Here is a 15,301-nt window from a genome sequence, read left to right on the forward strand (position 1 = left end):
CTGCCGCGGAAATGATTTGCAAAACTCGCCCTGTTGAACGGCGCCGGTAGCCTGCCTATCGTTGCGCCCGTGATGCCGGGCCCCTCTGGCGGTTAACACCGCGATGTCGGAATCACAGTCTGTTCAATCTGACTGTAGGAGGGGCTCCATGACTGCCCTAGAACCGTTTCTCTTCGCCGACTTCCTCGGCACGGCCACCTGGTTGTGGCTGGTCTTCATCGCTGTCGTCATCTCCCTGCTGGCCTTCGACCTTGGCGTGCTGCATCGCGACAATCGCGAAATCGGCGTGCGCGAGAGTCTGTTGCTGTCGGCCGGCTACATCAGTGCGGGTCTGCTGTTCGGTGTCTGGGTGTTCTTCCAGAAAGGCGGCGACGCCAGCATGGATTACGTCACCGGTTTTCTGATCGAGAAATCGCTGTCGATGGACAACGTGTTTCTCATGGCCATGATTTTCAGCTTCCTCGCCATCCCGCGGCAGTACCAGCACAAGGTGCTGTTCTGGGGGATCATGGGCGTGCTGGTGCTGCGGGCGATCATGATCGGCCTGGGCGCGGCGTTGATCCACGAATTCGCCTGGATCCTCTACGTATTCGGCGCCTTCCTGTTCTTCACCGGCGTGAAGATGCTGTTCTCCAAGCTGGACGATGCGCCGGATCTGCAGAACAACATGCTGGTGAAGTTTCTGCGCAAGCACTTGCGCGTCACCGATGAGCTGCATGGCGAGCGTTTCTTCGTCCGCCAGAACGACGACCAGGGGCGCAGCGTGCTGTGGGTGACGCCGCTGTTCCTGGCGCTGATCCTGATCGAGTGCGCCGATCTGATGTTCGCCATCGACAGCGTGCCGGCGATCTTCGCCATCACCCAGGATCCGTTCATCGTCTACACCTCGAACATCTTCGCCATCCTCGGCCTGCGTGCCCTGTACTTCGCCCTGGCCGCGTTGATCCACCGCTTCGCCTACCTCAAGTACGCGCTGGCACTGGTGCTGGTGTTCATCGGCGCGAAGATCTTCCTGGTCGGCATCATCGGCAAGATTCCGGCCGTGGTGTCGCTAAGCGTGACCCTGGGGCTGCTGGTCGGCGGCGTGCTGCTGTCGCTGTACAAGACCCGCGGCCAGCAGCCCAGCCAGATCGGATCTTGAACGACCTTTTCCATCATCGAAAGCGGAGACGCATGATGCACGCACACGGGAAAAACCGCCTGGCGCTTGCCGCGCTGGGCATGGCGCTGATCACCCTGGTCGGCTGCGACGCCGCCGAGCAGTCCGCGCAGAAGCTGGCCGAAGAGGCGAAGAAGGAGGCGCAGGCGCTGATCGAGGAGTCGGTGGGCGAGGTGGTGGACGAGGTCAACCGTCAGGTGGACTCCTTGCAGGAATCCTCCAAACGCGCCCTGGGCAAGGCCGAGCAGGACGAGCAAGCCGAGCGCGAGGAGAAGGAGGAGGCTGCCGAGCAGCCCATCGAGCCGGGGGTGGAAACCTGACGGCGGTGGTTTTCACGCCCTGAGTGTCTGGAGGCACGGTCGGCTGGGGGGCGGATTTATCCGCAGGAATGAATACCCCGGCGTGCGATAGGTAGGAGCCATGTCGTGCAGGTAAGGGCAGCCCTTTGCGCCATTGACGCGCGGCAAACGAAAAAGGCGAAGCCACTGGCTTCGCCTTTGTTTTGCTGCAATCGCCTCAGTGTTTGCGCGGCACCGGCTTGAGCAGTTCGTCCGGTGGCATCTCGCACTGGATCTTGCGGCCGATCAGCGCTTCGATCGGCGGCAGGGCGAAGGCGTCGTCCTCGCCGGCGAAGCTGATCGAGGTGCCGCTGGTGCCGGCGCGGCCGGTACGGCCGATGCGATGCACGTAGTCGTCCGGGTCTTCCGGCAGGGTGAAGTTGATCACGTGGCTGATGCCGTCGACATGGATGCCGCGGCCGGCCACGTCGGTGGCCACCAGCACGCGGATATGCCCGGCGCGGAAGCCTTCGAGCACCTTGATGCGCTTGTGCTGCGGCACGTCACCGGACATCTGCGCGGCGCTGACGCCGTCGCGGGTCAGGCGTTCCTCGATGCGCCGTACTTCGTCCTTGCGGTTGGCAAAGACCATCACCCGATCCCAGGCGTTCTGCGTGATCAGGTTGTACAGCAGCTTGTACTTGTCGCTGGAGGCCACGGCGTAGACGTGCTGTTCGACGGTGTCGCTGGCCACGTTCTCCGGTTCGATCTCGACGATGGCCGGGTTGACCGTCCATTGCTTGGCCAGGTTCATCACGTCTTCGGTGAAGGTGGCAGAGAACAGCAGGGTCTGGCGGTCACCCTTCATCGGCGTCTGACGGATGATCTGGCGCACCTGGGGGATGAAGCCCATATCGAGCATGCGGTCGGCTTCGTCGAGCACCATCACCTCGACCATGTCCAGATGCACTTCACCGCGCTGGTTGAAGTCCAGCAGGCGCCCTGGGGTGGCCACGAGGATGTCGCAGAAGCGCGATTCCAGTTGCTTGAGCTGCTTGTCGAAGTCCATGCCGCCGACAAAGCTCATGACGTTGAGCTTGGTGTATTTGGTCAGCTCGGCGGCATCCTTGGCGATCTGCACCACCAGCTCGCGGGTCGGCGCGATGATCAGCGCACGCGGCTCGCCCATGTAGCGCTCTTTCGGCGGCGGGGTCTGCAGCAACTGAGTGATGATCGAGATGAGGAAGGCGGCGGTCTTGCCGGTGCCGGTCTGGGCCCGGCCGATGGCGTCCTGGCCCTTGAGGGTGTAGCCCAGCACGCCGGCCTGGATCGGCGTGCAGTAGGGGAAGCCGAGGTCGTGGATGGCATGCATCAGCTCGGGGGCAAGCTTGAAATCGTGGAAACGCATCTTGCCTTCGGCCGGCTCGACCACGAAGTCTTCCAGCTTCCAGGTGTCCACCGGCTTGGCCGGGCGTTCGCGGCGCGGCTTGTCCGCCTTGGTCGGGCGCGGTTTGTCGCCGGCAGTTTCGCTGGCATCGCGTGCGGGTTTGTTCTTGCGGGGCGCGTCGTCACCGGCGTTGGGTAGCGGGGCGGGTGCTGCGGTGGTGGACGGCGCCGGTTGTGGCCGCTCGTCTTCGGCTTTGCCGAACATTTTCTTGAGTGCTTTGAGCACGGGCTTCTCATCGACTGGTTAAGGAGTGAACGCCCGCCAGTGTAATGCAAGACGCGAGCGTGGCGAAGTGCTTCGCGTGTGCCTGTCAAGGGGCGCTCGGTGCGACGCTCGAGCGGGGGATGGCCGTCAGCCGACCAGGCAGTTACGCCCCTGCTGCTTGGCCTGATACAAGGCGTCGTCGGCACGGGCGATCAGGCTCTGCAAGCTGTCTTTCGGGTTCATCAGAGCCAGGCCAATGGATACCGTCACGCCTGGCAACGCGCCAAGGGGGGAATAGAAATCGTCGACCTGTTCCAGGCTTACGCGCAGGCGTTCGCCGATGCTGCGGGCGTCCTCGGCGGTGAGTTCCGGCAGGAGGATGACGAACTCTTCGCCACCGAAACGCACCATGCTGTCCTTTGGGCGCAGTTGCTTGCGCAGAGTCTGGGCTACCAGGCACAAGGCATAGTCGCCGGCCAGATGGCCGTGCTGGTCGTTGTAGGCCTTGAAGTGATCGACGTCGAGCATCATCAGCGCCAGGGGCGCTTCATTGAAGGCGCAGCGGGTGCTTTCGCGCTCGAATACATGCTCCAGCCAACGCCGGTTGAAGCAGCCGGTGAGGGTGTCGACGTTGGCATTCTGTTCGCTGTCGAGAATCAGCCGGTTGCCCTGGCGTACCCGTTTGCACAGCAGCTCCAGCAGGTTCTGCATCATCTGCGGTGACTGCTGGAACAGGGTGATCAGCGACTCGCGGTGCAGGCGCAGCACCGTGGTGGGCTGTTCCGCCACCACGTAGGCGCTCGGGTGGTCGTTGTCGATGAAGCTGATCTCGCCGGCGCAATCGCCTACTTCCAGGCTGCTCACCGCCTGGTTGTCCAGCGAGCCGAGGTAGACGCGCAGACGCCCCTTGACCACCAGGTACAGGTGCTGATTGCGGTTGAAGGGCGATAACAGCACTTCACCGGCATCGAGATCGTAGGCACAGAATTCCTGCAGCAACAGATCGAGGCTGTCCAACGCAACCTTGTTGAAGAGTTGCAGATGTTTGATCTGCTGCAGGTCGACCTGCCAGTGTGCCAGTTTCATCGAGGCTTCTTGGGGCTGGCGGGAGCGCACGGCTGTAGAGCCGGGCGAACGCTCCCTGTTCTTCTGGTTTCTTGATGACTCGACAGTATGCTCGGGGCGCACCCCTGACAATGCTGGGCGAAACCTGGCCCGACCAGCGGTTGAAGATTATTTCAAGACTGTTAAGCAGTGCGCGTCATTGCAATTTTTCATGTTGTAAGGCCTGCGGCCAGTTGCCTTCTGCGGTGCATTTCAGGCAGCGAGACGCTGCATCAGCCACTGGGCGATGTCGCCGATCTCTTCCGGCACCACCTCGTGGCTCATCGGGTAATCGCGCCACTCGACCGGCACCTGGCAGGCCTGCAGGCGCTCGAAGGCGGCGCGGCCCATGTCGGGTGTCACTACGTCATCGAAGCGACCGTGCAGGCACAGCACCGGCAGGCGCTGCTGGGTCGCTGTCAGGCGCATGTCAGCGCTGAAGGTCGGGGCATAGGTGGAAAGCGCCAGGACACCGCCAAGTGGGCCGTCGTAGCGCAGGAAGGCGCTGTGCAGCACCACCGCTCCGCCCTGGGAGAAACCCGCCAGCACGATGCGTTCGGCGGCGATACCGCTGTCGAGCTCGGCTTCGATCAGGGCGATCACCTGGGCGGCGGACTCCTCCATCTGCGCCTGGTCGATGGCCCGCGCCGGGCTCATGGCGAGGATGTCGTACCAGCTCGGCATGCTCCAGCCACCATTGATGGTGACCGGGCGGGTGGGAGCCTGCGGCAGGATGAAGCGGGTGCTGGGCAGACGCTCCTGCAGCATTTCCGCCACCGGCAGGAAATCGTAGCGGTCGGCGCCCAGGCCATGCAGCCAGATGACGGTGGCATCTGGGGTTTGCGGTGGCTGCAGAATCATGGGTGGGGTCATTGGTAGCTCCAGTGTGGTGCGCACGCTCGAAATTGGGGCGTCGCCTTTTTCAAAGGACGTCTAATCTGTGAACAAGTTGTCGCACGGGTGCAAATTTTGCTCTTGACCCTGATTTGTCCGGGCCAATGTCCAGTGCTGGTACGAGGCTTGCTAAAGCTGACTCGGACTGAGCGCAGGGTGCGGTAACGGTAACACTGTGCCATTAGTGTCGCGCAACAGGCAGGAATCCGCGGTGTGGGGTTCCTTTCCAACCGTGAAGGGCGGTCGCCCCAGCGGTATAAGAATGCGTCTTTGGCCCGTTCAACCAATGGGCAGGGTGGAGTGGGTTGGCCAATAGAGGGATTGCCGACCGGATTCGCCCGACGTTCGCGCCTCTCGTCGATCTCGCTGCTTGCAGCGAATCGCATGCCCCATAAGGGTTCAGAGGCAGGATGGAGACGCCAACACAACAAGAGCACTGGAGGTTTTGATGAAGATGGTGAAATCCACCCTGGCTGCCGTGACCACCGCAGTCGTACTCGGTGTCAGCGGTTTTGCCCATGCAGGCGCCACGCTGGACGCAGTCAAGAAGAAAGGCTTCGTGCAATGTGGTGTCAGCGACGGTTTGCCGGGGTTCTCGGTACCGGATGCCAAGGGTAACTATCAGGGGATCGATGTGGATGTCTGCCGCGCCGTAGCGGCTGCCGTGTTCGGTGATGCGAGCAAGGTCAAGTACAGCCCACTGACCGCCAAGGAGCGCTTCACGGCCATTCAGTCCGGCGAAGTCGACATGCTCTCGCGCAACACCACCTGGACCAGCTCCCGCGATGGCGGCATGGGCCTGATGTTCACCGGCGTGACCTACTATGACGGCATCGGCTTTCTGGTCAACAAGAAGCTGGGCGTCGCCAGTGCCAAGGAGCTCGATGGCGCCACCATCTGCATCCAGGCCGGTACCACCACCGAGCTGAACGTTTCCGACTACTTCCGTGCCAACGGCCTGAAGTACACCCCCATCACCTTCGATACCTCCGACGAGAGCGCCAAATCGTTGGAAGCCGGTCGTTGCGACGTGCTGACCTCCGACCAGTCGCAGCTCTATGCCCAGCGCATCAAGCTGGCCGCGCCGGACGAGTGGGTGGTGCTGCCGGAAGTGATCTCCAAGGAGCCTCTGGGCCCGGTGGTTCGCCGTGGTGACGAGGAGTGGTTCACCATCGTCAAGTGGACCCTGTTCGGTATGCTCAATGCCGAAGAGCTGGGCGTGACCTCGAAGAACGTCGAGGCCATGGCCAAGGAAACCAAGAACCCGGACATCGCCCGTATGCTGGGTGCCGACGGTGAATACGGCAAGGATCTCAAGCTGCCCAACGACTGGCTGGTCAAGGTGGTCAAGCAGGTCGGTAACTACGGTGAGGTCTTCGACCGCAACGTTGGTGCCGGCAGCGAGCTGAAGATCGAGCGTGGCCTCAACGCTCTGTGGAACAAAGGTGGTCTGCATTACGCACCGCCCGTGCGCTGATTGACCGACTTGTCGCCCGGCAGCCTCTGCCGGGCGATTTTCGTTCCGATATACCTGGGGCATTCCCATGCAGAAAAACATTGGCGCACCGCAAGGGTTCTCCCTTAGCGATCCACGTGTGCGTGCCTGGCTATTCCAGATCATCACCGTCGCGGCCGTGGTCGCGCTGGGCTGGTTCCTGTTCCACAACACCCAGACCAACCTGCAGAACCGTGGCATCACCTCCGGTTTCGACTTTCTCGAACGCAGTGCCGGCTTCGGCATCGCCCAGCACCTGATCAGCTACACCGAGGCAGACAGCTACGCGCGGGTCTTCGTCATCGGCCTGCTCAACACGCTGCTGGTGTCCTTCATCGGCATCGTCCTGGCCACCGTGCTGGGCTTTCTCATCGGTATCGCGCGGCTTTCGCCGAACTGGATGCTGAGCAAGCTGGCCACCGTTTATATCGAGGTGTTCCGTAACATTCCGCCGCTGCTGCAGATTCTCTTCTGGTACTTCGCCGTGCTTCTGCCGTTGCCGGGGCCGCGCAACAGCATCAGCGTCAACGACGCGTTCTTTCTCAGCAACCGTGGCCTGAACATGCCGGCGGCCACTGCGGCCGAGGGTTTCTGGCCGTTCCTCATTGGCCTCGTTGTAACGCTTGTGGCCATCGTGCTGATGGTGCGCTGGGCCAATCGTCGCTTCGAGGCCACCGGCGTGCCCTTCCACAAGTTCTGGGTCGGCCTGGCCATGATCCTGGGCATTCCCACTCTGGTTGCCCTGGTGTTCGGCAGCCCAGTGCATTGGGAGCTGCCGGTACTCCAGGGCTTCAACTACAGGGGCGGCTGGGTGCTGATCCCCGAGTTGCTGGCACTGACCATCGCTCTGACGGTCTATACCGCGGCCTTCATCGCCGAGAACGTGCGCTCCGGGATCAAGGCCGTCAGTCACGGCCAGACCGAAGCAGCGCGCTCTCTGGGGCTCAATACCAGCGTCACGCTGCGCAAGGTGATCATTCCGCAGTCGATGCGCGTGATCATTCCGCCGCTGACCAGCCAGTACCTGAACCTGACGAAGAACTCGTCGCTGGCTGCCGGTATCGGCTACCCGGACATGGTGTCGCTGTTCGCCGGTACGGTGCTCAACCAGACCGGCCAGGCCATCGAGGTCATCGCCATCACCATGAGCGTCTACCTGGCCATCAGTATCAGCATTTCCCTGCTGATGAACTGGTACAACAAGCGCATTGCGCTGATCGAGCGGTGAGGGCTTGCGCATGAGCACTACGCATACGTTCAAACCGGATCTGCCACCGCCGAGCACCAGTGTCGGCCCTGTGGCGTGGATGCGGGCAAATCTGTTCTCCAACTGGCCGAACACCCTGCTGACCTTCTTCGCCCTGTACCTGATCTGGCTGACTATTCCGCCAGTTCTGCAATGGGCGTTCATCGATGCCAACTGGGTCGGTACGACCCGCGCCGACTGCACCAAGGAGGGCGCCTGCTGGGTGTTCATCCAGTCGCGCTTCAGCCAGTTCATGTACGGCTTCTACCCCAGCGAGCTGCGCTGGCGGGTCGATCTGACCGCCTTCCTGGCCATCATCGGTGCCGCGCCGCTGTTCATCAGCCGCTTTCCGCGCAAGGCGCACTATGGCATCGCCTTCCTGCTGATCTACCCGCTGGTGGCCTACTGGCTGCTGCATGGTGGCTTCTTCGGCCTGCAGAACGTGCCGACCAGCCGCTGGGGTGGCCTGATGCTGACCCTGGTGATCGCCGCCGTCGGCATCGCCGGCGCACTGCCGCTGGGCATTCTGCTGGCACTGGGGCGGCGCTCCAACATGCCGGCGGTGAAGGTGGTCTGCGTGACCTTCATCGAGTTCTGGCGTGGCGTGCCCTTGATCACCGTGCTGTTCATGTCTTCGGTGATGCTGCCGTTGTTCCTGCCCGAGGGCATGAGCTTCGACAAGCTGATGCGCGCGCTGATCGGGGTGATCCTGTTCCAGTCGGCCTACATCGCCGAGGTGGTGCGTGGCGGCCTGCAGGCCATTCCCAAGGGGCAGTACGAGGCTGCGGCGGCCATGGGCCTGGGCTACTGGCGGATGATGGGCCTGGTGATCCTGCCACAGGCGCTCAAGCTGGTGATTCCGGGCATCGTCAACACCTTCATCGCCCTGTTCAAGGACACCAGCCTGGTGATCATCATCGGCTTGTTCGACTTGCTCAACAGCGTCAAGCAGGCCGCCGCCGACCCGGCATGGCTGGGCATGGCGACCGAGGGGTACGCCTTCGCGGCCCTGATCTTCTGGATTTTCTGTTTCGGCATGTCCCGCTACTCCATGCACCTGGAGCGCAAGCTGGATACCGGCCACAAGCGTTGAGGACCCAACATGAAAGAAGCAAGCAAAGCCCCCGGCGCGGCTGAAGGCATCATCCAGCTTACCGGTGTGAACAAATGGTACGGGCAGTTCCACGTGCTCAAGGACATCAACCTGAACGTCACCCAGGGCGAGCGTATCGTGCTCTGTGGGCCGTCGGGCTCGGGCAAGTCCACCACCATCCGTTGCATCAACCGCCTGGAGGAGCATCAGGAAGGGCGCATCGTGGTCGATGGTACCGAGCTGACCCGTGACCTGAAGAACATCGAAACCGTGCGCCGCGAAGTGGGCATGGTGTTCCAGCACTTCAACCTGTTCCCGCACCTGACCGTGCTGCAGAACTGCACCCTGGCGCCGATGTGGGTACGCAAGATGCCCAAGCGCCAGGCCGAGGAAATCGCCATGCATTTCCTCGAACGCGTGCGCATCCCCGAGCAGGCGCACAAGTATCCGGGTCAGCTCTCCGGCGGTCAGCAACAGCGCGTGGCGATTGCCCGGGCGCTGTGCATGAAACCCAAGATCATGCTGTTCGACGAGCCTACTTCGGCGCTCGACCCGGAGATGGTCAAGGAAGTGCTCGACACCATGATCGGCCTGGCCGAAGACGGCATGACCATGCTCTGCGTGACCCACGAGATGGGCTTCGCCCGCACCGTGGCCAACCGGGTGATCTTCATGGACAAGGGCGAGATCGTCGAACAGGCCGACCCCGAGAGCTTCTTCACCAATCCGCAGAACGAGCGCACCAAGCTGTTCCTCAGCCAGATCCTTCATTGATTCTGTCTGTTGTGAAAAGGGGAGCCTGCGGGCTCCCTTTTTTCATTGTGTTGGGAACTGTTTGATTGAGACTGGATTGGCACGTTTGTTTGATTTTGTCGTCTTGCGTCGGTGTTCTGGACGCCGCCTTGGGTGTTCTCAGAAATTCCAGGTTTCGCCCCCTCGGGCGACTCACTTTTCTTTGAAATGCGCAAAGAAAAGTAAGCAAAAGAAACGCACCCCCGCCATCCGGAACTAGGCGTCCCCGTCATGCTTCGCTCGACTTCCCTCACTCCGGCATCGCTCCGGGGTCGGCTTACAAGGGCCATCCCTGGCCCTTTAAGCCTCTCGCGGCATCCATGCCGCTCGCCCCCTGCGCAATGCCTACGTTCGGCCTCCTGAAGGGGAAGTTAGCGCGCCTGAACGTACATCGGTTCCGGGCATGCCCGGCGTGCTCTGGTAGCTGTGGAGCCATGACGTGGCCGCCGGGTTAAACCAAAACTTTCATTCGCATAGTTTCATGCGTTGAACAGCTTGCCGGCTTTCAGGTCAGCCCTAAGGCTGACCCATGTTCAAGCACTCCCCGCTAATTCTGGGTTACCTAGGGTTCAGGCGCGTGCAGAGCCCGCCCAGGAGGGCGAACGGAGTCGTCGTGGAAGAGGTTGAGCGACATGGATGTCGCGAGAGCCGCGATGGGCCAGGGATGGCCCACCGCGGCGGGCCTCTGGAACGGCGATGGAGTGAGCGAACCCTGGCGAAGCCAGGGCCGGATGACCGGGCGGAGGGTTTTGGTTACTTTTGCCCGTCAAAAGTGACTCGCCTGGGAGGGCGAAACCAAAACATCAGCAAAAACGCGGCAATACGGAACAGACACCAGAACAACTCACACCGTATTGCCAGTTCGGTTCACGACCGACTTCCCCTCCAATCCGTAATGAACCATTTTCAACCGCTACGCTGCATACGCTTGCGAAAGGCCCCCGGTGTCTCCCCACAGAGCTGCTTGAAACGCTTGGCGAAGGTGGCGCGATCGGCGAAGCCCACTGCGCTGGCGATGCGTTCCACTGACTGCCGCGAGTCTGCCAGGGCCTGCTGGGCGCGGCTGATGCGCAGACGCTGCAGGTAGTCGTTGGGCGTCAGGCCGGTAGCCGCCTTGAAGCGGCGCAGCAGGGTTCGGGGCGAGCAATGGGCCTGTTGTGCCAGGCGCTCGAGGTCGATGGCCTCGCCATGATGCTCTTCCAGCCACTGCAGCAAGGGCGCCAGCGCACTGTCACCGAGCGTCGGCAGCAGCGGGGCGAAGCGCGTCTGCAGGCCGCGCTGGCGTTCCACCACCAGGGCGGCGGCCACCTGCTGCGCCAGCTCCTCGCCGGCATGCCGGGCCACCAGATGCAGGCACAGGTCGAGCCCGGCCTGGGCGCCACCGGAACAGAACAGCGGGCCATCCTCGGTGAGCAGGCGTTCGCTGTGCAGGTGCACGCCTGGGAAACGTCGGGCGAAGGCATCGGCCAGGGCCCAGTGGGTGGTAGCACGGCGCCCTTCGAGCAGGCCGGCGGCAGCGAGCAGGAAGGCGCTGCTGCACAGGCTGGCGACCTGCTGCTGGCGCCGCTGCGCCAACCAGGGCAGCAGCGCGGCGTTGGCCTCTAGCGTGCGGGCCACGGCGCTGCCGGTGGCCGGCAGGATCAGCAGGTCGGCCTGCTCGGCCAGTTCCATGCCACCATCGACCATGATCTGTGCGAAATCCAGGCGTACCGGCTGGCCATCGAGGCTGAAGCGCTGGAGCTGAAAGCGCGGCGCGCCGGCCAGGTGGTTGGCCAGGCCGAAGGTGTCCTGGGCCATGCTCAGGCTGGAGCAGACGGTTTGTGGGCAGACGTAGAGGGCGATGCGTAGCATGACGGCACCTGTGATATAGATTGGCGATTATTGACATAAAGTTGTCCGTGTCGCCAGTCGCCAGCCCCTGCGCTCGGGGGCAGACTGGTCGACATCGATCATCACCGCCTGCCATCACCAGGAGCCATGCATGAGCCACCCCAATGCCGACTTGATCACCCGTTTCTACACGGCTTTCCAGAATCGTGATGCCGAGGCCATGGCGGCTTGCTACGCCGAGAACGTGCGCTTCTCCGACCCCGTTTTCACCGATCTGCATGGCGCCGAGGCCGGGGACATGTGGCGCATGCTGTGCAGCCGTGCGCAGGATTTTTCCCTGACCTTCGATGCAGTGCATGCCGACGATCACGCCGGTAGCGCCCACTGGGTGGCGACCTACCGGTTCAACGCGACTGGCCGTCAGGTGGTCAACCATATCCAGGCGCGCTTCGTCTTTCGCGACGGCCTGATCGTCGAACACCGCGATCACTTCGACCTGTGGAGCTGGACGCGGCAGGCGCTGGGGGCCAAGGGTGTGCTGCTGGGCTGGCTGCCCCCCGTGCAGAACGCCATTCGTCGACAGGCGGCACGGGGTTTGGCGCAGTTTCGTGCGTCGCGCTGAGGCGGACGAATGAACGCAGTGGTAGGCTAGCCGGTCTCAGCTTTCAATGAAGAGTGCGCACATGGGGTGCCGTAACTCCACTGCCAATCGAGACCTGCCGTGACCCAACTCATCGTAGCCGTAAAACAGGCCAAGGCCTGGGGCGTTCATGCCGTTACCGCCAGTGGTGTGATCCTCGCGCTGCTGGCTTTGCTTGCCGTCCTAGACGGCCAACCCAAGCAATGCCTGCTCTGGCTCGGCCTGGCCCTGCTGGTCGATGGCCTGGACGGTTCGCTGGCGCGACGCTACGACGTCAAGGGCGTGTTGCCGCATTTCGACGGCTCGACTCTGGATTTGGTCATCGATTACCTCACCTACGTGTTCATCCCGGCGATCTTCCTCTACCGCTTCATTCCGCTGCCGGATTACACCCCCTTGTTCGCCGTGGGGTTGATCCTGCTGTCTTCGCTGTTCTGCTTCTGCAACCTGAACATGAAGAGCCAGGACAACTACTTCGTCGGCTTCCCGGCAGCCTGGAACGTGGTGGTGCTGTACTTCTACATCCTCGATATCCACCCCTGGATCACCCTGGGCATGATCGTGCTGCTGGCCGGCCTGACTCTGACCAAGATGAAGTTCCTGCACCCCTTCCGCGTGCGTCAGTTCATGCCGCTGAACATCGTCGTGACCTTCGTCTGGATGCTTTCCAGTGCGCTGCTGATCCTCAAGTACCCGCACAATTCCGTGTGGCAACTGGGGCTGTGGTTCGCCGCTTCGGCCTATTTCGTCGGCATGTGCCTGTGGCGCTCGGCGCGTGAGTGGTTCCCAGCACGCGGATGACGGCGGCAACGGACAAACCCTGGTTCGTCTATCTGGTTCGCGCCGCCAATGGCGCCCTTTACTGCGGCATCAGCGACGATCCGCAGCGGCGCTTCGCCCAGCACCAGGCAGGCAAGGGTGCGCGTTTCTTCCATACCAGCCCGGCGCTGGCGCTGGCCTACGTCGAAGCCTGTGCCGGCAAGGGCGATGCCCTGCGCCGCGAGCGGGCGATCAAGCGTCTGAGCAAGATGGCCAAGGAAGCGCTCATTCTGGCCGTTGATGGAGGAGCATCAGCCTGAGGCGGTGTGCGCCTGCCGCCGCTGCGGTTAAGCTGAACGCTCAATCTGCCCTGGAGCGCGCCATGCACGAGCTGATCCTGCACCACTACCCGACCTCGCCATTCGCCGAGAAGGCCCGCCTGCTGCTGGGCTTCAAGCAGTTGTCCTGGCGCTCGGTGATGATCCCGCCGGTGATGCCCAAGCCCGACCTCACCGCCCTCACCGGCGGTTACCGCAAGACGCCGGTGCTGCAGGTGGGGGCCGACATCTACTGCGACACCGCGCTGATCGCCCGCCGCCTGGAGGCCGAGAAGGCCACCCCGGCGCTGTATCCCGAGGCGCAGGCGTTCAATGTGGCCACCTTCGCCCAATGGGCCGATTCGGTGGTGTTCCAGCATGCGGTGGCGCTGGTCTTTGCCCCCGAATCCCTCGCCGTGCGCTTCGCCAAGTTGCCGCCGGAGTTCGTCAAGGCCTTCCTGGCCGACCGTGGCGCGCTATTCGCCGGTGGTAGTGCCAGCCGCCTGCCGTTGGAGCAGGCGCGGCATCAGTGGCCGGTGATCATGGGGCGTCTGCAGCAGCAACTGCGCAGCGGTGGTGATTTCCTGTTCGGCGAGGCGAGCATCGCCGACATCGCCCTGGCGCATCCATTGTGGTTCCTGCGTGGCACCCCGGTGACCGCGCCGCTGGTGGACGATTACCCGGAAGTGGCGGCCTGGCTGGCACGGGTACTGGACTTCGGTCACGGCTCGTTGAGCGAGATGAGCGGCGAGCAGGCCATCGCCGTGGCGCGCGAAGCGACGCCGGCAGCCTTGCCGGACGAGGCGTTTATCGACCCCAATGGCTTCCAGCCTGGCCAGGCGGTGAGCATTGCCGCCGTGGATTACGGCGTCGACCCGGTGGAGGGCGAGCTGCTGTTTGCTGGGCGCGAGGAACTGATCCTGCGTCGCGAAGATGAGCGCGCCGGCACCCTGCATGTGCACTTCCCGCGTTTGGGCTTCCGTATCGAGGCGCGTTGATGCCTGGAGGACGCTTTTTCCAGCCACCGCTGTCCTCGTCGCTTGGTGGACGGGTGAAGCGTCGTCCACCCTACCTTCCGTATCGAGGCGCGTTGTCCGTAGCCCGGATGCAATCCGGGGCGGCGTGCCAGGGCTTCCCGGATTACATCCGGGCTACGTGGGTGGTCAGTGTGTGGATGACGCTCTTTTCATCCACACACGGTGTTCACCCTATGCGCTGACCAACCGTCTCAACGCTTGTCCGGCAACAGGAAATTACCCGGCCCGGCGTTGTCCAGCGTCGGCACTTCGGCTTCGTCCTTGAGCTCGACCCCCGAGAGCTGGCGACGGCAGGCTTCGCGCATCAGGTACATCAGGCGGAAGGTGGCCATGCCATAGCTCAGGCCTTCCAGGCGCACGTTGGAGATGCAGTTGCGGTAGGCGTCGTTGAGGCCAACCTTCGGCCCATAGGTGAAGTACAGGCCCAGGCTGTCCGGCGAGCTGAGGCCAGGGCGTTCGCCAATCAGGATCACCGTCATCTTCGCGCCCAGGCGCTGCCCCACTTCGTCCGCCACCGCCACTCGGCCCTGTTCCACCAGGGTGATGGGCGCCAGCGACCAACCCTCTGCCTGCACCTGCTCCAGCAAGCGTTCGAGAAAGGGCAGGCTGTGCTTTTGTACGGCCAGGGATGACAAACCGTCGGCGATGACGATGGCCAGATCGTAGCCGCGGCCGTGCTCTGCGGCGTAGTCATCAAGCAGTTGTGCGGCATCTTCGTGCAGGCGCCGCCCCAGATCCGGGCGTTGCAGGTAGGTGTGGCGGTCGGCGGCGGCGCTGTGCAGTAGCAGTGTCGGTATCTGGCGGTCATGCAGCGCTTCGCGCAGCGCGGTGTGGTCGAACGGCAAATGCACGGCGTCACGCGCCTGGGCGTGGGCGAACTGGAAGTCCAGTTGCGCAGCGGTCGGCAGGCTGGTGCCGGCGCGGCCCAGGGCAATGCGTGCCGGCGTCAGTTGGCGCAGGTGCTGCCAGGGATTTGCGGTAGCGGGGGACTTTTCGCTCATGACGG

Annotated in this window: 15 protein-coding genes; 10 read left to right on the forward strand and 5 right to left on the reverse strand. The window is 63.0% G+C overall.

The annotated features are described in order from the left end of the window. Positions 1-148 precede the first annotated feature (148 nt). Both OU800_RS05130 and OU800_RS05135 read left to right on the forward strand, forming a co-directional pair. A complete protein-coding gene (locus OU800_RS05130; protein ID WP_268181701.1) occupies positions 149-1,141 on the forward strand; it encodes a TerC family protein in 993 nt (330 codons plus the stop codon). A 32-nt stretch (positions 1,142-1,173) separates the two neighbouring features. Then, the gene (locus tag OU800_RS05135) at positions 1,174-1,479 is read left to right on the forward strand and encodes a hypothetical protein (RefSeq protein ID WP_268181702.1); all 306 of its coding nucleotides are present in this window, start codon (positions 1,174-1,176) and stop codon (positions 1,477-1,479) included. Positions 1,480-1,675: 196 nt separating this feature from the next. Here the strand turns inward: OU800_RS05135 and rhlB are convergent, their stop codons facing one another. From rhlB to OU800_RS05150, 3 genes are all read right to left on the reverse strand, one after another. Beyond that, positions 1,676-3,109 (reverse strand): ATP-dependent RNA helicase RhlB, encoded by a 1,434-nt coding sequence (gene rhlB / locus OU800_RS05140; RefSeq protein WP_268181704.1) that lies wholly within the window; start codon positions 3,107-3,109, stop codon positions 1,676-1,678. A gap of 126 nt (positions 3,110-3,235) precedes the next feature. Continuing rightward, positions 3,236-4,174: a GGDEF domain-containing protein gene (locus OU800_RS05145; RefSeq protein ID WP_268181705.1), complete on the reverse strand. Its 939-nt coding sequence runs from the start codon at positions 4,172-4,174 to the stop codon at positions 3,236-3,238. Between the two features lie 231 nt (positions 4,175-4,405). Further along, positions 4,406-5,065 (reverse strand): alpha/beta hydrolase, encoded by a 660-nt coding sequence (locus tag OU800_RS05150; protein WP_268181707.1) that lies wholly within the window; start codon positions 5,063-5,065, stop codon positions 4,406-4,408. Between the two features lie 469 nt (positions 5,066-5,534). Between OU800_RS05150 and OU800_RS05155 the strand changes: the two genes are divergently transcribed. The 4 genes from OU800_RS05155 (at position 5,535) to OU800_RS05170 (ending at position 9,694) form a co-directional block, all read left to right on the forward strand. Next, complete coding sequence (locus OU800_RS05155; protein ID WP_268181709.1) at positions 5,535-6,563, forward strand: amino acid ABC transporter substrate-binding protein; 1,029 nt, start codon at positions 5,535-5,537, stop codon at positions 6,561-6,563. Between the two features lie 67 nt (positions 6,564-6,630). Next, positions 6,631-7,809 carry an amino acid ABC transporter permease gene (locus tag OU800_RS05160; RefSeq protein ID WP_268181711.1) on the forward strand — a complete coding sequence of 393 codons (1,179 nt, stop codon included), beginning with the start codon at positions 6,631-6,633 and terminating at the stop codon, positions 7,807-7,809. Between the two features lie 10 nt (positions 7,810-7,819). Beyond that, positions 7,820-8,920: an amino acid ABC transporter permease gene (locus tag OU800_RS05165; protein ID WP_268181712.1), complete on the forward strand. Its 1,101-nt coding sequence runs from the start codon at positions 7,820-7,822 to the stop codon at positions 8,918-8,920. A gap of 9 nt (positions 8,921-8,929) precedes the next feature. Next, complete coding sequence (locus tag OU800_RS05170; RefSeq protein WP_268181713.1) at positions 8,930-9,694, forward strand: amino acid ABC transporter ATP-binding protein; 765 nt, start codon at positions 8,930-8,932, stop codon at positions 9,692-9,694. A 924-nt stretch (positions 9,695-10,618) separates the two neighbouring features. Here the strand turns inward: OU800_RS05170 and OU800_RS05175 are convergent. After that, a complete protein-coding gene (locus OU800_RS05175) occupies positions 10,619-11,563 on the reverse strand; it encodes a GlxA family transcriptional regulator (protein ID WP_268181715.1) in 945 nt (314 codons plus the stop codon). Between the two features lie 130 nt (positions 11,564-11,693). Between OU800_RS05175 and OU800_RS05180 the strand changes: the two genes are divergently transcribed. The 4 genes from OU800_RS05180 (at position 11,694) to OU800_RS05195 (ending at position 14,256) form a co-directional block, all read left to right on the forward strand. Then, positions 11,694-12,164 (forward strand): nuclear transport factor 2 family protein, encoded by a 471-nt coding sequence (locus tag OU800_RS05180; protein WP_268181717.1) that lies wholly within the window; start codon positions 11,694-11,696, stop codon positions 12,162-12,164. A 99-nt stretch (positions 12,165-12,263) separates the two neighbouring features. Continuing rightward, entirely contained in the window at positions 12,264-12,983 is a 720-nt protein-coding gene (pcsA, locus tag OU800_RS05185; RefSeq protein WP_268181719.1) for a phosphatidylcholine synthase, read from the forward strand. Beyond that, positions 12,980-13,261: a GIY-YIG nuclease family protein gene (locus OU800_RS05190; protein ID WP_268181721.1), complete on the forward strand. Its 282-nt coding sequence runs from the start codon at positions 12,980-12,982 to the stop codon at positions 13,259-13,261. Before pcsA ends, OU800_RS05190 begins: the two co-directional genes overlap by 4 nt. 62 nt (positions 13,262-13,323) lie before the next feature. Next, on the forward strand, positions 13,324-14,256 hold the full coding sequence (locus tag OU800_RS05195; protein ID WP_268181723.1) for a glutathione S-transferase family protein: 933 nt from the start codon (positions 13,324-13,326) through the stop codon (positions 14,254-14,256). 230 nt (positions 14,257-14,486) lie between these two features. Here the strand turns inward: OU800_RS05195 and eutC are convergent, their stop codons facing one another. Then, positions 14,487-15,296, reverse strand: a complete 810-nt coding sequence (gene eutC, locus OU800_RS05200) for an ethanolamine ammonia-lyase subunit EutC (protein ID WP_268181724.1) — start codon at positions 15,294-15,296, stop codon at positions 14,487-14,489. Between the last annotated feature and the right edge of the window lie 5 nt (positions 15,297-15,301).

The sequence above is a fragment of the Pseudomonas sp. GOM7 genome, assembly GCF_026723825.1.
Taxonomy (GTDB): Bacteria; Pseudomonadota; Gammaproteobacteria; order Pseudomonadales; family Pseudomonadaceae; genus Aquipseudomonas.